This is a genomic window from Thalassotalea sp. G2M2-11 (assembly GCF_017168195.1).
GTDB lineage: Bacteria > Pseudomonadota > Gammaproteobacteria > Enterobacterales > Alteromonadaceae > Thalassotalea_E.
This window is the reverse complement of sequence record NZ_JADNYL010000001.1, coordinates 104,824-123,327: the sequence shown is the minus strand read 5'-3', so window position 1 is coordinate 123,327 and position 18,504 is coordinate 104,824. Positions and strand designations below refer to the sequence as shown.

The 18,504-nt window shown below is 39.7% G+C and carries 16 protein-coding genes and 1 tRNA gene; 11 read left to right on the top strand and 6 right to left on the bottom strand.

Annotated elements, in window-relative coordinates; translation table 11 throughout:
* Positions 1-348: 348 nt before the first annotated feature.
* Positions 349-972: a transcriptional repressor LexA gene (gene lexA / locus IV514_RS00540; RefSeq protein WP_206482971.1), complete on the bottom strand. Its 624-nt coding sequence runs from the start codon at positions 970-972 to the stop codon at positions 349-351.
* A gap of 317 nt (positions 973-1,289) precedes the next feature.
* On the opposite strand from lexA, the gene IV514_RS00535 reads away from it, so the two are divergent.
* The 9 genes from IV514_RS00535 to hemN all read left to right on the top strand — a co-directional run bounded on the left by IV514_RS00535 (position 1,290) and on the right by hemN (position 10,270).
* Positions 1,290-1,365, top strand: a tRNA-His gene (locus tag IV514_RS00535).
* A gap of 284 nt (positions 1,366-1,649) precedes the next feature.
* A complete protein-coding gene (locus tag IV514_RS00530) occupies positions 1,650-2,063 on the top strand; it encodes a hypothetical protein (RefSeq protein ID WP_206482970.1) in 414 nt (137 codons plus the stop codon).
* Positions 2,064-2,345: 282 nt separating this feature from the next.
* Positions 2,346-4,499 (top strand): M3 family metallopeptidase, encoded by a 2,154-nt coding sequence (locus IV514_RS00525; RefSeq protein WP_206482969.1) that lies wholly within the window; start codon positions 2,346-2,348, stop codon positions 4,497-4,499.
* A gap of 130 nt (positions 4,500-4,629) precedes the next feature.
* Positions 4,630-5,754, top strand: coding sequence for an S-(hydroxymethyl)glutathione dehydrogenase/class III alcohol dehydrogenase (locus IV514_RS00520; RefSeq protein ID WP_241242125.1), 1,125 nt, complete (start codon positions 4,630-4,632; stop codon positions 5,752-5,754).
* A gap of 16 nt (positions 5,755-5,770) precedes the next feature.
* The gene (fghA, locus tag IV514_RS00515) at positions 5,771-6,622 is read left to right on the top strand and encodes an S-formylglutathione hydrolase (protein ID WP_206482968.1); all 852 of its coding nucleotides are present in this window, start codon (positions 5,771-5,773) and stop codon (positions 6,620-6,622) included.
* 735 nt (positions 6,623-7,357) lie between these two features.
* Positions 7,358-7,924, top strand: coding sequence for a Der GTPase-activating protein YihI (gene yihI, locus IV514_RS00510; protein WP_206482967.1), 567 nt, complete (start codon positions 7,358-7,360; stop codon positions 7,922-7,924).
* Positions 7,925-7,933: 9 nt separating this feature from the next.
* The gene (locus tag IV514_RS00505; RefSeq protein WP_206482966.1) at positions 7,934-8,425 is read left to right on the top strand and encodes a DUF2489 domain-containing protein; all 492 of its coding nucleotides are present in this window, start codon (positions 7,934-7,936) and stop codon (positions 8,423-8,425) included.
* A 39-nt stretch (positions 8,426-8,464) separates the two neighbouring features.
* Entirely contained in the window at positions 8,465-8,776 is a 312-nt protein-coding gene (locus IV514_RS00500) for a TraR/DksA C4-type zinc finger protein (RefSeq protein WP_206482965.1), read from the top strand.
* 123 nt (positions 8,777-8,899) lie between these two features.
* Positions 8,900-10,270, top strand: a complete 1,371-nt coding sequence (hemN, locus tag IV514_RS00495; RefSeq protein ID WP_206482964.1) for an oxygen-independent coproporphyrinogen III oxidase — start codon at positions 8,900-8,902, stop codon at positions 10,268-10,270.
* A 52-nt stretch (positions 10,271-10,322) separates the two neighbouring features.
* On the opposite strand, the gene IV514_RS00490 is transcribed toward hemN, so the two are convergent.
* The 4 genes from IV514_RS00490 to IV514_RS00475 all read right to left on the bottom strand — a co-directional run bounded on the left by IV514_RS00490 (position 10,323) and on the right by IV514_RS00475 (position 13,261).
* Positions 10,323-10,865, bottom strand: coding sequence for a DUF1285 domain-containing protein (locus IV514_RS00490; RefSeq protein WP_206482963.1), 543 nt, complete (start codon positions 10,863-10,865; stop codon positions 10,323-10,325).
* Positions 10,866-11,103: 238 nt separating this feature from the next.
* Entirely contained in the window at positions 11,104-11,763 is a 660-nt protein-coding gene (locus IV514_RS00485; RefSeq protein WP_206482962.1) for a CoA transferase subunit B, read from the bottom strand.
* A 16-nt stretch (positions 11,764-11,779) separates the two neighbouring features.
* Entirely contained in the window at positions 11,780-12,484 is a 705-nt protein-coding gene (locus tag IV514_RS00480; protein ID WP_206482961.1) for a CoA transferase subunit A, read from the bottom strand.
* Positions 12,485-12,493: 9 nt separating this feature from the next.
* The gene (locus IV514_RS00475) at positions 12,494-13,261 is read right to left on the bottom strand and encodes a 3-hydroxybutyrate dehydrogenase (RefSeq protein WP_206482960.1); all 768 of its coding nucleotides are present in this window, start codon (positions 13,259-13,261) and stop codon (positions 12,494-12,496) included.
* 228 nt (positions 13,262-13,489) lie between these two features.
* On the opposite strand from IV514_RS00475, the gene IV514_RS00470 reads away from it, so the two are divergent.
* Positions 13,490-14,140 (top strand): response regulator transcription factor, encoded by a 651-nt coding sequence (locus IV514_RS00470; RefSeq protein ID WP_206482959.1) that lies wholly within the window; start codon positions 13,490-13,492, stop codon positions 14,138-14,140.
* An 88-nt stretch (positions 14,141-14,228) separates the two neighbouring features.
* Positions 14,229-14,966 (top strand): transporter substrate-binding domain-containing protein, encoded by a 738-nt coding sequence (locus IV514_RS00465; protein WP_206482958.1) that lies wholly within the window; start codon positions 14,229-14,231, stop codon positions 14,964-14,966.
* Here IV514_RS00465 and IV514_RS00460 read toward each other — a convergent pair.
* Positions 14,963-18,442, bottom strand: coding sequence for a PAS domain-containing hybrid sensor histidine kinase/response regulator (locus tag IV514_RS00460; RefSeq protein ID WP_206482957.1), 3,480 nt, complete (start codon positions 18,440-18,442; stop codon positions 14,963-14,965). The genes IV514_RS00465 and IV514_RS00460 overlap by 4 nt on opposite strands.
* Positions 18,443-18,504 lie beyond the last annotated feature (62 nt).

Here is an 18,504-nt window from a genome sequence, read left to right as displayed (position 1 = left end):
AGAATTACTTAAATATTGATCTAGGTCAATTTATAATTTATGACATATTTGATAAAAAAACCAATAATAACAATAGAGTAAGGACTCTAAAAAATAAAATCGCCCATTTTAAAAGGGCTATAGCAGATGTTTAAATATTGAGCAACAGCTCTAAAAAAGTGACATATGTCACAAAAAACATTGATTATTTATCGAGCAAGTTAAAGTTAACTATGAAAGATAAACCGAGGAAATGATAATTATTCTTAGGAATATAAGAATTAGCTGTTGGTTTTTTAACCAAATAGAGAAATGAGAGACTTTCAACAATCACCTTGTTGAAAGTCTAAAGAAATTGAACTGTGCAATTTACATCCAATCTGCGTTACGAATAACCCCTACAGCAAGACCTTCCACATTAAAATGCTGAGTAGTTAAATCCACTTTAATTGGAGCAAAGTCGTCATTTTCGGCATGTAAGTAAACAATATTACCTTCACGTTTAAAGCGCTTTACTGTGACATCGTCCTCAACACGGGCAACAATGACTTGACCATTTTGGATATCGGTTGTTTGATGCACAGCCAATAAATCACCATCAAGTATGCCAATATTTTTCATACTTTCACCATTAACTCTCAAGAGATAATCCGCAACGGGATGAAATAAATTACCATCAATTTGGTATCTATCTTCAACATGCTCTTGGGCTAATATCGGCTCACCAGCAGCAACTCGCCCTATTAAAGGGAGTCCTTGTTCTTCAATCGCCTCTTCGGCTAAACGAATGCCACGTGAAGTTCCCGCTAACATTTCAATATACCCTTTTTTAGCAAGGGCTTTTAAGTGTTCTTCAGCAGCATTAGCGGATTTAAAACCAAAAAATTCAGCTATTTCTGCTCTTGTAGGTGGCATCCCCGTTTCAGCAATTTTTTCTTTGATCAGATCAAAGATTTGCTGTTGACGCGGCGTTAATGGACGTAAATCAGACATTTGGCACTTCCTGTAAGTTTGCACAGCATTACTGTTATTGTATACAGGCTGTAAATAATCGCAAGTATTAAAGTAACGTTTACAACGCTTTTATCTCGAACAAAAATTAAACAGTAAAGATCAACATGCTCTAGTGTAACTATTTTATCCTGTGCCGTTTTTTCACCAACTGACTAATTTACAGTCAAAGGGATTGGTACTGCATAGCTAAAAAGCAGATAAAGATAATCAAAAGGGTAAATTTTGCTTGTCAAGCAGCCTAAAAATACAATACAATCCACGCGCCTTAATAAGAGGCGCCTTAAGTAATATCAGTGGTGGCTATAGCTCAGTTGGTAGAGCCCCGGATTGTGATTCCGGTTGTCGTGGGTTCAAGTCCCATTAGCCACCCCATTCTTCTACTTCCTCAAACCTTTCTTAACTATTTATTAGCTGAGTAATTTCACGCTTCTAGCAATACATAAATAAACATGTGAAATTGTTTATCGGCGAACAATCTCTTTCCTGCTGAGTTGAAATAACCAAAATGAAAGATTTGACAATCTATTTATTCACCCGCAAACTGGAAGCGCTTACAAAATAAGTTTTACCTATCTATATAAGTAGTTTTTACTGTGTACTCAGGATAACTACGATCTATTTCAAAGTTGTGTTATTAACATGGAAGGACATTCAAAATGGAAATACTTAAAAACACTTTGTATCTTGTTATTTGCTCAATCGTTTATTTATTTGTTCACGCTTATTTACTTGCTGAGTTTAGCGGGTTTTTCTTAGAGGTTTTACCCCTAGAAGGCAAGGCTGGATTTGAACTCTATGGATTATTAAGTATCGGTCATTTGCTAGCAACCATCCTAGCGGCAATACTGGTCAGTATTTTAATTTCTTATCATTTCAAACAAAAGTTTTTTCTCGTCGGTTTGATAGTGGGTCTATCAAGCATTTTGCTTATTTCAACATTTGAAGTAGAAAGTGGTTGGCCATTAGCTGTGATGATAAAAGACACCTTACTAGTAGTGTTTACCCCCGCCATAGTAAGTCATTTTCTTGCAAAAATTTCATATTTTAAGAAACTACCAGACGCTTCATAATAAACTCAGTGCACAAACTATTGTTAGATTATTGGCAGTGATAATTTAATTCTCTGGCTAAACTGCTAGAGAAGTTACTGCATCCTTTCCACATCGAGCTTTCATTGCCACGATCAAATATTGTAGAGATGAATCAATAAATCCCACTATTATTGTTGTTGTTCCACCTTTCCCTGTTTAGAATCCCAGTTAAACGCTTATTGTGACTTTGCAATTTAAGGCCATTAAGTTAAATACGAATACATAATAATAAACAAATTCATCACACAAATTGGTACAACTATGAACAAACATTTATACGCGCCGATTGCCCTAGCAATTAGCTTGGCAACAATTGGCTGTCAATCTAGCGACATACAACACACGACAACAACAGAAAGTGTACAAACGGCCACACAAGGTAATCCTTTTTTTGCGCCATTTGATACCCCTTACGGTATGCCTGATTTTGCCAATATCAAAAAATCTCATTATTTACCCGCATTCGAACACGGCATTGCAGAAAATAAACAAGAAATTGAGCAAATTGCTAACAATACAGCCGAAGCAACATTTGAGAACACCATTGAAGCCATGGAAAAATCTGGCGACTTTTTAGATAACGTCACCAATGTGTTTTATGGTTTAACTGGCTCTATGTCAGACAAAAAAATGCGTGCTATTTCGAAAAAAGTATCTCCAATGCTATCAGCGCTGCGTGACGATATTGCATTGAATGACAAATTATTTGCTCGCGTTAAAAGTGTTTACCAACAAAAAGATTCACTGAACCTGCGCACCGACCAAAAAACACTACTTGAGAAAACCTATAAAGGCTTTGTGCGTGGCGGTGCAAATTTAAATGAGGCTGACAAACAAACTTTACGTGATTTAAACAGCCAGCTCAGTTCTTTAAGCCTTAAGTTTGGTGAAAACCTACTCAACGAGACCAATAGTTTTGAAATGGTCATCGATAACCCTGCCGATCTTGCTGGCTTGCCTGATGATATTATTGCTGCGGCCGCCACTACTGCACAAGAGAGAGGCCATAAAGGTAAGTGGGTATTTACTACACATCGTCCTAGTAAAAACCCGTTTTTAACCTATTCAACAAACCGTTCACTGCGTGAGAAAATCTACAAAGGTTATATCATGCGTGGCGACAATGATAACGCCAATAACAATCAAGCAATTGCCGCTAAAATGGCCAGCTTACGTTTTCAAAAAGCACAGCTGTTAGGCTATAAAACCTATGCTGATTTTGTCTTAGAAAGAGCAACCGCAAAAACACCAGAGAACGTATTTAAGCTGCTTGATCAGGTATGGCCGGCAGCACTTAGCAAAGCACAAGAAGAACGCGATGACATGCAAAAAATGATCGATGCCGAAGGCGGCGAGTTCAAAGTTGCCGCATGGGATTGGTGGTATTATGCAGAAAAAATTCGTAAAGCTCGTTACGACATTGATGAAAGCCAAACTAAGCCTTATTTTTCCTTAGAATCTACCTTACAAGGCGTGTTTTACACCGCAGAAAAACTCTGGGGTGTTACTTTTAAAGAACGCTTTGATCTACCTAAATACCATGAAGATGTGAGAACCTTTGAAGTATTTGATAAAGATAGTTCATTCGTTGGTATTTATATGACTGACCACTTTGTTCGAGAAAGTAAGCGCGGCGGTGCATGGATGAGTAGCTTCCGTAAGCAATATCGCATGTATGGCGAAGAAGTTACCCCTATTATTTATAACGTCCTCAATTATCCGCGTCCGATCGGAGATCAACCCACACTATTAACCTTCTCGCAAGCCTCAACGTTATTCCATGAATTTGGCCACGCGATTCAAGGCTTGTTATCAGACGGCTATTACCGTTCGCAAACCGGTACGGCGTTACCTAGAGATTACGTTGAATATCCTTCACAAGTCATGGAAAACTGGATGACAGAGCCAGAAGTACTGGCTAATTTTGCCAAGCATTACCAAACAGGTGAGGTGATCCCACAAGCACTAGTTGAAAAAATTCAAGCATCAGGCAAGTTCAATCAAGGGTTTGCTACCACAGAATATCTAGCGGCAGCTTTACTTGATATGAGCTGGCATTCATTACAAACCGCCGAACTACAAGATACCAATGCGTTTGAGCGCAAGGTAATGAAAGAAATTGGCTTAATTGATGAAATCGCACCTCGCTACCGAACGGGTTACTACTCACATATTTTCGCCGGCGGTTATGCCGCAGGTTATTATGGCTATATTTGGTCAAATATTTATGATGCTGATACTTGGTTAGCCTTTAAAGAAAATGGTATTTTCGACCAAGAAACCGCACAAGCCTATCGTAAATATGTCTTAGAGCCAGGCGGCATGGAAGATCCTGCCGTGATGTATCGTAAATTTAGGGGGCAAGATCCTGACGTAGCACCATTATTAGAACGTCGCGGACTCACCACAAAGTAGTCTGTTTATCATCTCCAAGGTGGCCAAATGGCCACCTTTTCTTTTTTAATTTTCTCTTTCAGCCATTGGTAATTTATTCAGATAGGTTCATAATTGCTGCTTAGATTAAATCAATAATAAGAGCATCATTATGAGTGAACAATTTATCAAATCTCGAGCAGCAATCGCTTGGGGTCCTAATCAACCGCTAAGTGTTGAAGAAGTCGACGTAATGTTACCTAAAGCGGGTGAAGTGTTAGTCAAAATTGTTGCCTCAGGGGTTTGCCATACCGATGCATTTACCCTCTCAGGGGAAGATCCCGAAGGCATATTCCCAGCAATTCTTGGTCATGAAGGTGGCGGAATCGTTGAACAAGTAGGCGAAGGCGTTACCAGTGTTAGCGTTGGCGACCATGTGATCCCTTTGTATACGCCAGAGTGTGGTGAATGTAAGTTTTGCTTGTCGGGTAAAACCAATCTTTGTCAGAAAATCAGAGAAACACAAGGTAAAGGCTTAATGCCTGATGGCACTACCCGCTTTTATCAAAATGGCAAGCCTATTTACCACTATATGGGCTGCTCTACCTTTTCTGAATACACAGTATTGCCTGAAATATCACTGGCAAAAGTTAATCCTCAAGCGCCATTAGAAGAAGTCTGCTTATTAGGCTGTGGTGTCACAACCGGCATGGGCGCTGTAATGAATACTGCAAAAGTTGAAGCGGGTGCAACTGTGGCCATCTTTGGTTTAGGTGGTATCGGTCTATCTGCGGTGATCGGCGCTAAAATGGCACAAGCTAAGCGTATTATTGCCATTGATATCAATGAGAGTAAATTTGAATTAGCAAAACAGCTCGGCGCAACTGACTGTATTAACCCAAAAAATATCGACCAGCCCATTCAAGAGTATATTGTTGAATTAACCGATGGTGGCGTTGATTACTCTTTTGAATGTATTGGTAATGTTGATGTAATGCGCTCAGCGCTAGAGTGCTGCCATAAAGGCTGGGGTGAATCTATCATCATTGGTGTCGCTGGCGCTGGTCAGGAAATTTCCACCAGACCATTTCAATTAGTCACTGGTCGAGTATGGCGAGGCACTGCATTTGGCGGTGTTAAAGGGCGCAGTGAATTACCTGAATATGTTGAGCGTTATTTAAATGGTGAATTTAAACTACAAGACTTTATCACCCATACCATGAAGCTTGATGATATTAATGAAGCCTTCGAGCTCATGCATCAAGGTAAAAGTATTCGCTCTGTTATTCATTATTAACACCATTGGATAGACCATGACCTATCAAGTACTCAATAAACACAAAGTCTTTGACGGATGGTTGCAGCAATGCAGCCATCAGGCAAATACCGTTAACTGCACCATGCGCTTTTCCATTTTCTTGCCCTCTTCAGCCAGTCAAACCAATAAGGTACCGGTACTTTATTGGTTATCTGGCTTAACCTGCACCGACGAAAATTTTATGCAAAAAGCAGGGGCATTAAAAATGGCGGAGCAACTGGGTATGGCAATTGTAGCGCCCGATACCAGCCCACGAGGTGACAATGTGCCAGATGATGAAAATGCAGCCTATGATTTTGGCTTAGGTGCTGGTTTTTATGTCAATGCCACACAAGCTCCTTGGCAACAACATTATCAGATGTATGATTATATTCGGCACGAATTACCCACCTTAGTTGAGCAACATTTTCCGGTCACACAACAACGCGCCATAAGCGGTCATTCAATGGGTGGCCATGGCGCACTCGTACTCGGGCTACGCAACCCTGAATTTTACGCGTCAATCTCAGCATTCAGTCCAATCTGCCATCCTATCGATTGTCCTTGGGGGCAAAAAGCATTGAGTCAGTATTTAGGCGAAGATAAAAATATGTGGGCACCATTTGATGCCTCTGAGTTAGCTAAACAAGCCACAAAATCACAACCAATATTAGTGCACCAAGGGAGTGATGATCAATTTTTAACAACTGAATTGAAACCGCAAGCACTGATTGAAGCGGCTAAAAGTAACAACTTACCATTAACCTTTAATATGGTAGCGGGTTATGATCACAGTTATTACTTTATCAGTAGCTTTATTGAACAACACTTAGTTTTTCATCATCAACTCCTACTTAATAACAAATAATTAGGCCTATTAAAGGTAAGCGATTGTGTATTATCAATCGCTTACCATTTACAGAAAAGATGCCTGAGCCTGTAATTAAAACGAAGTTTTTCGTATAAAAACACCGCATATTTTACCTAAAAACTTGCTAGCAATTTGTAAGACATTTGCCATTAAATTCACTTTTTCACCCTAAAAAACACAAAACAGATAAATTAAATTCTTAGCATTAACAATTAGTTACATGATAAATATGAAAAAACCTCTATTTTTATCACAATTGTTACTTGTTTGTTAAACTCACTGCTGTAAAGTATTGGCTAGCTACTCGGTAGCATTTACATAAAAAGGAATGTCGTTGCACGGAAAGCATACATATTCAATGAGTTGAATATGACTTTATTCGAATAAGGATGATTACCTTAAATTTACGGAAGAATACTAATTCAACAGTTCAGGAAATACGGATAGCTTAAGAAAGCGTTAGGATGACCGAGAAAAAGAAAACAGGAAGATAATAATTACAACAGGAACAATACTTCTAACAGGGAGCGTGCTAATTAGTTAGGATAACTATTTAAGAATTGGAACTATTATTGTGTGGAATAACCACACTGTATTCTCCTCAAACGATGGCTAAGCCATCGTTTTTCTTTTCTGGTCAATAAAAAATCGCTTTATCTGGCAATCGCACTAACCATTCTGATAAAAGTAACGTAAAATAGTCAGCAAAATTTATATTAAGACTTTGCTGCTATGACACGTAAGAAAAAATCAAGAAAGCCTGGCGTTGCCCCCGTAAGTGCTAAAAAAGACGATAAGACTTCCATCTCCCATGATAAAAAACCAAAAAAACATAAAGGAAAAAAGTCAGGATCTCGTCAATTAGAAGCAAGTAACAAAAAGCAAACTAGTGATACGTCTGCATCCAAAAAAGATCCAAGAATCGGCAGCCAAAAGCCAATTGTGTTAACCAAAGCTACTCAACCGCAGAATAAATCTGTTAAAGCCGCTAAAACGCCGGAAAACAAAGTGGCTCCTATTAAAGTGGTTGATAACAGTGAAGCATTAAAGCAAGAACTTTATGCCATTGAAGACGATCAACAACTACAATCGATAATTGCTAAACAAGAACAAGAAATTGCCCTAACTGAGCAAGAAGTTGATTACTTCAACGAAAAAATGGACCGTCATCAGTGGCTAACCACTCAATTAGGTTGGGATGAAGAAGAAGACATCACAGAAGCAGCACCAAAGAGCGACACTGATGAAGACGCGTTATGGGATAAGTTAGACAACAACCATTTAACTGATTACGAGTAACAAACTCAGATGTTTGATAATTATTGGCCTTATCTTATCGTTATTGGTGTGCTGATCATTACAGTACTCGCTAGTTATGCAATAAAACTGCTTAAGCAGCTAAAAGCACAAACCAATCAGCAAAAGCAATTAGCCGAGCAAAAACAGCAAGCATTAAAAACTCATGACAAAAAAATCTTAGATAGCGTTGTGATCATTGTCAGAGCGATGAAAGAAGAGCAATGTGATATCTCTGAGGGATGTTGGCGACTGGCGGTATTGCTGGACTCTTTAAAGACGGTAAACGACCTAAGTGTGCAATTTCCTGCTATATTTGAGTTATATAGTGCAATAAAACATATGCCAATTCTTGAAGCACGTAAAAAGCTTAGTAAGCAAGAACGCATGAAATTCGATCTCGAGCGAACTAAGATAGAAGCGCGTTTACAACCTTCAGTTTTTCAAGCAGTTGATCATTTGCACAATTATGCGGTAGAAAAGATCAGCGCATTATCGCAGTAGCTGCTCTGTTCTGCCTTCTTGCAGAAGTAGGAGCAAGCTATGACACAAGAGTTAAAGCAACAATTCACTGAACGTATCATCGAATTACAGCAACGCGTTGAAGCAATTCATCAAGACTTTGCCCAAGGGCGCGATGCTGACTGGTCAGAGCAAGCCGGTGAACGCGAGAATGACGAAGTACTGAATGCTCTTGAATCTGAAGCTAAAGTTGAGATTCAACAACTATCATTAGCTTTGAATAAAATTAAACAAGGAAATTACGGCATTTGTGAAGGCTGTGGTGAAGCAATTGCACCTGAACGGCTAAATGTACAGCCCGCAGCGATTAAATGCGTTCAGTGTGCCGAATAAGTTTCAACAATTTGGACAAAAATTCCCAAGCAATGTGACAAAAATCACTTTGCTTGCGCTCGATCAATAACTAATCAACTCCCTTATCTTATACTGCTCAGGTACTTTAGATAAGGAACAAGCATGCAAACCGAGCAATTTTTTGATAGCCAATTATTAAACAAATACAACACCAGCGGGCCAAGATATACTTCTTACCCTACGGCACTTGAATTTAGCGATAAATTTGGCCATGACGAGCTACTTAATGCTATCGAAGCATCGGAAAATAGAGAATTATCACTCTATGTTCATATCCCTTTTTGTCATTCACTATGCTATTACTGCGGCTGTAATAAAGTGATCACCCGTCATCGTGGTAAAGCTGATACTTACCTTGAATTTCTGGCTCAAGAAATTGCATCTCGAGCGCCATTATTTAAAGACTATACCGTTAAACAGTTACACTGGGGAGGCGGTACACCCAGTTTCTTAACTCACGAGCAAATTACGACACTAGTGACCTTGTTAAAGTCTAAGTTTCACTTTGCTGAACAGGTTGAAATGAGTATTGAAATCGATCCTCGGGAAATTGAATTGGACCTTGCCGATCACCTTTATAGTTTAGGCTTCAATCGCCTAAGTATTGGGGTGCAAGATATTGATGAAAAAGTTCAACAAACCATTAATCGTGTGCAGTCGACTGAGTTTATCGAACAATTTATCGCTCATGCCAAACACGTTGGCTTTCAGTCCATTAATGTTGATTTAATCTATGGTTTGCCGCATCAAACCATTGAAACCTTTACCCGTACCTTAAATAAAGTGCACGAGATGGATGTTGATCGCATTTCACTGTTTAGCTATGCCCATTTACCTAGTCGTTTTGCCGCGCAACGTAAATTACGTGATGAATGGCTGCCAAGTGTTAAAGAGAAGTTTGCCTTAATGAAGCTTGCGATTGAGACATTATGTGGTTTTGGTTATGACTTTATCGGCATGGATCACTTCGCTAAACCAGACGATGAATTATCTATAGCACAGAAAAATGGTACGCTTCACCGTAATTTCCAAGGCTATACCACTAAAGGTAACTGTGACTTACTCGGCTTGGGTGTGTCTTCAATCAGTGCTATTGGCAATAGCTTTAGTCAAAATATTAAAGATTTACAGCCTTATTACAAAGCCATCGACCAACAAGGCCATGCGCAAGTAAAAGGCATTAGCTTAACCCGAGATGACATCATTCGCGGGGAAGTGATCAGAGAATTAATGTGTAATTTATATCTTGATAAAAACATGATCAGTGAGAAATATACTATCGATTTTGATCAGTATTTTGCTGAAGATCTGCCGCTGCTAAATACCTTTATTGATGATCAGCTCATTACAATTAATGAAGATGAAATTATTGTCGATCAAAAAGCACGTTTACTGATCCGTATTATTTGTATGAGCTTTGATGCTTATATGAAACAACATATTAATCAACAACGCTTTTCGCGGGTTATTTAAGTATCCAATTAACCAATGGCACGACTGACTATTGAGCTATGGCTTAGTCGTGCTATTCAAGCTCCCCTAAGACAAATTGCTGGCCTGCACTAGTAAATGCTAACACTTGCTTGTCATTATGCTCAGTCTCTGTGGCTAAATCTGCCCACTGGTAATAGACATTCCGATGCACTTTTGCGTAAAGGTTTCGGCGCACGTTAACGTATAATGTTCCTTCATCACTGAGCTTCATCGGGTGATCTTGGTTAAGCACAAACCTATCACCCAAATTGGTGATTAATTGCATCTGCCTTTTGTCACTATCAAGCCATTGCCATTGTGTGATCAGTAAGGGCGCATCTTCTACGGTGATTTTTACCTTCTCCACCGGTGTCACTAAAAAGTAATCGTCTTGCTCTTTTTTCAACACCGAAGCAAACAATTTAACTAATGCCTGACGCTTAAAAATACTGCCATTGTAATACCAGTCACCATTAGCTTTTATACAGATATCTATTTCACCACAATAGGGAGGATCCCATAACTCTACCGGCGGTAATGACTGTTCATCATCTGATAATTGTGAAATTTGCTGAGATATTTGCTCAATCGACAAGGTAACATGCTCCCATAAGCTGAGTTATTACTAGGGCGTGTTTATCTTTCAAATTTATTTTTGCAGCAAAGATAAACACATCCTAGTAGTTTAGCTTATTCTAACTGCCTTGACTTGGCTAGTGTCTGTTATCTTGCCGTTAAAACTTTGCGATGTTAGCAAGGTGGCAATAACGTAAAATGGGAGGGAGCAGTGAAACCGACACTAAACACCAAATTGGCCGATTTCACTCATGATATTATGCAATTTTCATTTCACGCACGTTATCACTGATCACTAACTCACCTTCAGTCAACGACTGAATTTGTTCAATTGACACACCGGGCGCGTACTCTAACAAATGAAATTTACCTTCTTTAATTTCTAAATAAGCTAAATCTGTCAGTACTTTTTTAATGCAATTTTTTCCCGTCAGCGGCAATGAACAGTTACTTAATAACTTAGATTCACCGTGTTTTGACGCGTGCGTCATAGTGACAATGATATTATCGGCACCTGCCACTAAATCCATTGCACCACCCATGCCTTTAATGAGCTTACCTGGGATCATGTATGATGCAATATTACCGTTTACGTCCACCTCGAATGCACCAAGCACAGTCAAATCAACATGACCACCTCGGATCATGGCAAACGATTCTGCACTGGAAAATATAGATGCACCCGTCGCCATTGTCACCGTTTGCTTACCGGCATTAATTAAGTCAGCGTCGAGTTCTTCCTCGGTTGGAAACTCTCCCATGCCAAGTAAGCCGTTTTCTGATTGCAACATAACGTCGATATCATCAGGCACATAATTGGCCACCAAGGTAGGAATACCAATGCCTAAATTCACGTAATAACCATCTGCTAATTCTTGTGCAACGCGCTGCGCCATTTGTTCTCTTGTAAGTGCCATTTCACATCTCCCCTGTTTATAAACTAGCGCGCACTGTGCGTTGTTCAATACGTTTTTCGAAAGTACCTTGAATCACACGGTCAACATATATACCGGGTGTGTGAATTTGATCGGGATCGAGCATTCCCGGCTCAACAATTTCTTCTACTTCAGCGACGGTTATTTTTCCCGCAGTTGCTGCCATTGGATTAAAATTCCGTGCAGTTTTACGATAAACCAAATTACCATAGGTATCTGCTTTCCATGCTTTAACAATGGCAAAATCACCACGGATACTTTCCTCTAAAATATAATCTCGTCCGTTAAATGAGCGTTGTTCTTTACCTTCTCCAACGGGTGTGCCATAACCCGTAGCGGTATAAAATGCCGGAATACCCGCACCGCCTGCCCGCATTTTTTCAGCCAAGGTGCCTTGTGGCGTTAGTTCTACTTCCAGCTCACCACTCATCATTTGACGTTCAAATTCGGCATTTTCCCCCACGTAAGAAGCGACTATTTTAGCAATTTGATGATCGCTGAGCAGTCGCCCTAAGCCAAAATCATCAACACCACAGTTATTAGAGACAATCGTCAGGCCTTTGGTGCCTTTACGTTTAATCTCCTCAATCAAGTTTTCTGGAATTCCACATAAACCAAAACCACCCGCAATCACTGTCATATTATCAGTGAGGCCAGCCATTGCAGCTTGATAACTGGTAACTACTTTATTAAAGCCTGACATTGTTTTCTCCTATTTTACTGTCCAACCGCCATCTAATACCAAGGCTTGTCCGGTCATGTTTTTTGCTTGTGGGCTTGCTAAAAAGCTCACCGTCGCGGCAATTTCTTCAATATCAATAAATGCCTTCTTCGGCATAGGTGCAAGCATGATTTCATCAATTACTTGTGCTTCACTGATACCATGCTGCTCAGCCTGAGCCGCAATTTGTTTGTCTACTAATGGCGTTTTTACATATGCCGGACAAATGGTATTAATCGTAATATCCGTATCGGAAGTTTCAAGCGCGATGACTTTTGAGAAGCCGATTAAGCCGTGTTTAGCTGACACATAAGCCGATTTAAATGGCGATGCGACTAAGCCGTGAATAGAACCAATATTAATAATACGGCCAAAGCCTTGCTGACGCATTTTAGGTAGTAACGCTTGGCAAGTACGTGCTGGCCCCGTTAGTAACACATCGACAATTTTCTGCCAGCTCTCCATTGGAAAGTCTTCTAAACGTGATACATGCTGAATGCCGGCATTATTAATCAATACATCAATCCGAGTATTAGCCAATGACTGCACCAGTTGTTCGACGTCCTGCGCGTTAGTGACATCTAAAATGAGCCCTTGTACAGATGCACCATCATTCGATAATGTGTTGGTCGCCTCACTCAGTGCTGCTTGATTGATATCAGTAATGATGAGGTTAACCCCCTGCTTGGCTAGTGACTGGGCAATACCGAATCCAATACCACTACCAGCACCAGTGATCAGGGCTGTCATGTCTTTCATTTTGTGCTCCAATTTGAAGATAAAGCTTATGTAGAATATCGATTAATTGTGCAGCAGCTATGCTAGAAACGGTATAGTACTTAAGTACCACAGACGATAGCGCGCAATTGCTCTACATTTATCTTCAATGAAGCTGCACTAAATAGGACAACTATTTCAGTATATTATGCTGTACGCCCCTAGTAACGTGTGATTAATTGGTGTTTAATACTGTGGATATTATTGCCTATGAGCCTTGAAACCGTGAAAATTGCCATTGCAGATGATCATCCGTTATTCCGTACTGCTTTAATTCAAGCGGCAAAAAAATCACTACCGGATAGTCAAATTATCGAAGCAGACTCATTTGAAAGTCTGCTCAAAGTGATCAATGACCATAGCGATCTTGAACTGATTTTCCTTGATCTCAATATGCCTGGAAATGACGGCTTTACTGGTTTAACCCGGATCAGAAACGCTCACCCTGATATTCAAATTGTCATGGTCTCTGCGACCGAAGACCCTCATGTTATCAATAAAGCCATTAGTTTAGGCGCATGTGGTTATATACCAAAATCAGCCGGATTAGATGAGATTTCTAATGCCATTGATGTGGTATTAGATGGTGAAACCTGGCTACCAGCTAATATTGATATTATGGAAGATGAAAATTCGGAAGCTACTGAAATTGCAGAAAAGTTAAGTAAATTGACACCGGCTCAATACAAAGTACTTGATATGATTTCCAATGGCTTATTAAACAAACAAATTGCTTATGAAATGCATATTCAAGAACCCACGGTAAAAAACCATGTGTCTGCTATTTTGCAAAAACTTGCCGTTAATAATCGAACGCAAGCCAGTACCCTGTTTCAAAAACTCAAACAACTGGAGCAATAACCCTCGCAGTCTCAGTCTTTAACTGACATCTACAAATCATAAGTTATTTGTTATAATGAAAAAATGTTAGTGTGAAGATCAACTGCTTTTGTATTACTTACTTTCACTATTATTGCTTTTTTCCAGCATTACTGCCGCTTATGATAAACAAGCGGTAACTGTTTTTTTTTACCATAATAAACCTCCCCTTGTGATTGATATTCAAAAACAACAAGGGCTATATTACGATTTCACTGACTACCTCAATCGCCATAGCGAGCATTTTACTTTTGACGCCGTTCATGTGCCGCGTAAACGTATCGAGCGCATGCTCATTCAGCACCAATTAGAAGGTATATTGCTGGGGGTAAACCCCGTGTGGTTTGACGATAAAGAACAACAAAAATACTTTTGGTCGGCGCCATTCACCGTAGACAGAGATGAGATTGTATCCTTAGCCAGCACCAGTTTTGAATTTACCAATCCCGAATCGTTTATCGGGAAGGTTTTTGGCGGCGTCAGAGGATTTTATTACTTTGGAATTAATGAACTGGTCAAGCAACAAAAATTGCAACGAGTTAACACTGCCAACGAAGTAGACTTATTTTATATGCTGCTTAATCAACGTATTGATGTAGCGGTGATCAGCAACTCAACCTTCAGTTATATGGTGAAAAAAAACAACTGGCAGCAATTATTTCATTTATCCAAAAAACCACACGATATCTACAATCGCAAAGTGCTAGTACCCAAACATTTACCTGAGATTTTTAACGATATTGATGACATTATTGCCACGCTACCAGCTAATAAGTCGTGGTTAAACATATTAAAACAATATCATTAGACTATCAGTTTTTTAATCGCTCTTTTTAGCGCTGCTGGCTTAACCGGCTTATGAATAAAGACGTAGCCATTTTCAACCACTTGCTCATGTATCTCATCTGAATGATCCGCTGAATTGATGATCACAGGAATACAGAGCCCGAGTTGTTGATTAACAAACTGCACCGCTTGTACCCCTGTTTTACCCGCATCAAGATGATAATCAGCAATAATGATGTCCGGTTGCTGTTTTTTACAGCAATCTAATGCTATTTCTTCATCCATGGCAGATTGTGCCTTACAGCCCCACTCTGCTAAACGTTTTACCATTGCTAATAATACCGACTGGTCATTATCTATCACTAAAACATTAAGCTTAGCCAGATCAAGCCGGCTTTTTTGTCGTGAAGACGAGGGGGCCAGCGAAGGTTTAGCCGTAACATTAATAATAGGTAAGCTAATGGTAAAACAACTGCCTTGCCCCTCTGTTGATTGCACACTTAATGATATACCCAGTATTTTACAAATCCGCGAGGTAATCGCTAACCCTAGTCCTAAGCCAACATGATGATCTTCATCCGTTGTATGTCCTATCTGCTCAAAGTCATTGAAGATACGTTGCTGATCAACCGCAGCAATACCAACGCCTGTATCACGGACACTAATGAGTAACTCACTTTCATGCTGCTGAGCAACAACGCAAATTTCACCTTTAGGCGTATACCTCACCGCATTTGATAATAAATTCTGCAATACACGGCGCAATAATGCTTTGTCAGAGCGCGTTCCCAATTGCGCAATGTGCTGGGTAAATACCAACCCCTTGGTTTTGGCAATTAAGGCGTAATCTTGGCAAATAGGTAAGATAAACTCATCAATATAAAAATCTTCAACAAATGGCTGAGTAGTGCCTGCATCGAGCTTGGTCAACTCTAAAATCGAGGTCAATAATTGCTCGGCATTACTCAATGAACGGTGGATATTTTGACTGAGTTCATTTACCTCTTTGCTATCAACCAGTTCCTCTTCTGTTTTCTCGACTAAAATGGATGAAAATAAACTCGCAGCATTAAATGGTTGCAATAAATCATGACTGAGTGCGGCGAAATAACGAGTTTTATTAATATTCGCCTGCTCCGCTTCTTGTTTTGCTGCTTGCAGATGTATATTTAATTGCTGTAAATCCTGAGTACGTTGCGCTACACGGCTTTCCAAATGCACATTAATTTCTTCTAGCGCTTTTTGTGTATTCACAAATTCCGTGATATCTGAATAGGTGGTAACAAAACCGCCACCAGGAAGCGGGTTACCTGACATTTCATACACTTTGCCATTTCGCTGCACACGCTGATAACGATATGATTTGCCTTCCTCTAGATAAGCAATCCGCTTAGCTACTTCTAACGCACTGTTATGCTTAGGAAAAAAACCACGTTTTGCGTTAAATCTTAAGACCTCTTCGACCGGTCGTCCGACAAAAATTTCAGCTTCTGGGTAATCAAACATTTCAATATAACGTCGATTCCAAGCAACCACCCTTAACTCTTTATCGACCACGGAGATCCCTTGCTCAACATTTTGGATGGTCGCTTGTAATAAAGAACGGTTAAACTTTAATAGCTCACTCGCTTCATCAACAATATCAACTACCTCATTGAGCTGAGCATGTCGTCTTCTTTTAGCAGAATCGAGCAAAAGTTTAGCTGATGCGCCACCAATTACCCCAGCCAACTCTTGTTCTGCTTGCTGCTCAAGTTTGACTGATGCGGTATGATGCCAATCAAATGATTGTTGCTGAAAGTGTTGTTGTAATAATTGATCAGCAAATTGTTGACCAAAAAAGCGCACTAACACATGGTGTAATTCTTTAATGGATAATTTCGACGCTAAATGCTGAGTCTCTTTACCGGGGCTATCTTTGCCAATAAAACTATGTGCCTGTAATTGTTCATTAATATCTGGCTGAACAATCAAAGAATAATAAATAAAGACCACAAAGCTGGTGACTAAACTGACGATCACACCATGTGAAATAAACTCTAATTCTAAGCCAAACATCATGGTTGGACGAAGCCATGAGATACCAAGTAAGCCATGTTCAAGCAAGGCATCAATGTTGACCAAATTATGATTTAGTGATGGCAGCAGTAAGGTATAAAACCATAACGACGTACCAACTAAAATACTTCGATAAGCCGCTTTAACATTCGCCCGTCGCCAAATTAATCCTAACAATAATGCTGGTGAAAACTGCGCCACCAAAGACATTGACATCAGTCCTGTCATCGCCAGCAACTCGGCATTAGAGGTCACCTGATGATAGGCATAGGCCGCCAGTAAAATCACGACGATGGTGATACGACGAATGATCAGTAAAGTATTTGGACTCAAGCGTTGCTGTTGTTGTAAGCCGCTCTCTCTGACTAACAATTTAGGCGTTACTAAGTCATTTGACACCATAATACTCAACACTATGGTTGCCACTATTGCCATACTGGTTGCAGCCGAAAAACCACCTAAATACGACACAGCCGTCATCCAGTAATTTCCTGCCAACATAGGTAATTGCAACATAAAGCTGTCGGAGCCAATACTGGAACCATCGAATAAAATCAAGCCAGCATAAGCAATGGGTAAAGCAAAGACATTCAACAAAATCATATACAATGGAAATAGCCAACGAGCAGCGTTTAATTCACGTTCGTTATCATGCTCAATAAAAGTCATATGAAATTGGCGGGGTAAACAAAACATCATTAACACCCCCAGCAAGGTTTGAGTCAGATAAACATAGCTCGGTGGTGCACTGATATCTTGTACCGCTTGATTGGTTTCCGCTTGAGTAAATAAATCAGACATGCCATCAAACATGACAAAACAGACAAAAAAGCCAATAGCTAAAAATGTCACCAGTTTTACGATAGATTCAAAAGCGATTGCTAACAGCAACCCGGGATTATGCTCAGAGGATCGAATACGCCGTGTACCAAATAAAATAGCAAAAACCGCTAATGTTAAGGTAAACAAAAGTGTGATATCGATACGACTCAACGCAAATGAATGATTGGTTACGGTATTAAAACTATTGGTAATGGCGCGCAGTTGTAATGCAATATATGGAATGATGGCAAACACCGCAGTAATAGTAATTAAGCCAGCAAGTTTTGACGATTTACCATAGCGAGAGGCAATAAAATCGGCTAACGACGTCAGTGATTGTTCACGACAAATACGTGCAACTTTGAGCACCAAAGGCCAAGCAAAAATAAAAACCAGTATTGCGCCGGTAAAAGTTGGCGTAAACCACCAACCCGTTTGGGCAAATTGTCCGGTAACGCCATAAATAGCCCACGACGTACAATAAACCCCTAAGCCTAAGCTAAAAACTACCGGTTTTAATTTCGTTGAAATCGTGTATTTATCGCCAACAAAAGCAATAGCAAATAATAAAACTAAATAGAAAAATGAAATTAAAACTAGCGCGGAAATCGATAGCATATGAGCTCATGTTTATTATTGGTCTGCATGCATTTTAATCCAATGTTTTGTAAAAGCGAATA

Bases quoted from the DNA above. Each gene is read 5' to 3' on its own strand.
- lexA (WP_206482971.1), bottom strand. From the start codon at position 972: ATGTCTGATTTACGTCCATTAACGCCGCGTCAACAGCAAATCTTTGAT.
- IV514_RS00530 (WP_206482970.1), top strand. From the start codon at position 1,650: ATGGAAATACTTAAAAACACTTTGTATCTTGTTATTTGCTCAATCGTT.
- IV514_RS00525 (WP_206482969.1), top strand. From the start codon at position 2,346: ATGAACAAACATTTATACGCGCCGATTGCCCTAGCAATTAGCTTGGCA.
- IV514_RS00520 (WP_241242125.1), top strand. From the start codon at position 4,630: ATGAGTGAACAATTTATCAAATCTCGAGCAGCAATCGCTTGGGGTCCT.
- fghA (WP_206482968.1), top strand. From the start codon at position 5,771: ATGACCTATCAAGTACTCAATAAACACAAAGTCTTTGACGGATGGTTG.
- yihI (WP_206482967.1), top strand. From the start codon at position 7,358: ATGACACGTAAGAAAAAATCAAGAAAGCCTGGCGTTGCCCCCGTAAGT.
- IV514_RS00505 (WP_206482966.1), top strand. From the start codon at position 7,934: ATGTTTGATAATTATTGGCCTTATCTTATCGTTATTGGTGTGCTGATC.
- IV514_RS00500 (WP_206482965.1), top strand. From the start codon at position 8,465: ATGACACAAGAGTTAAAGCAACAATTCACTGAACGTATCATCGAATTA.
- hemN (WP_206482964.1), top strand. From the start codon at position 8,900: ATGCAAACCGAGCAATTTTTTGATAGCCAATTATTAAACAAATACAAC.
- IV514_RS00485 (WP_206482962.1), bottom strand. From the start codon at position 11,763: ATGGCACTTACAAGAGAACAAATGGCGCAGCGCGTTGCACAAGAATTA.
- IV514_RS00480 (WP_206482961.1), bottom strand. From the start codon at position 12,484: ATGTCAGGCTTTAATAAAGTAGTTACCAGTTATCAAGCTGCAATGGCT.
- IV514_RS00475 (WP_206482960.1), bottom strand. From the start codon at position 13,261: ATGAAAGACATGACAGCCCTGATCACTGGTGCTGGTAGTGGTATTGGA.
- IV514_RS00470 (WP_206482959.1), top strand. From the start codon at position 13,490: ATGAGCCTTGAAACCGTGAAAATTGCCATTGCAGATGATCATCCGTTA.
- IV514_RS00460 (WP_206482957.1), bottom strand. From the start codon at position 18,442: ATGCTATCGATTTCCGCGCTAGTTTTAATTTCATTTTTCTATTTAGTT.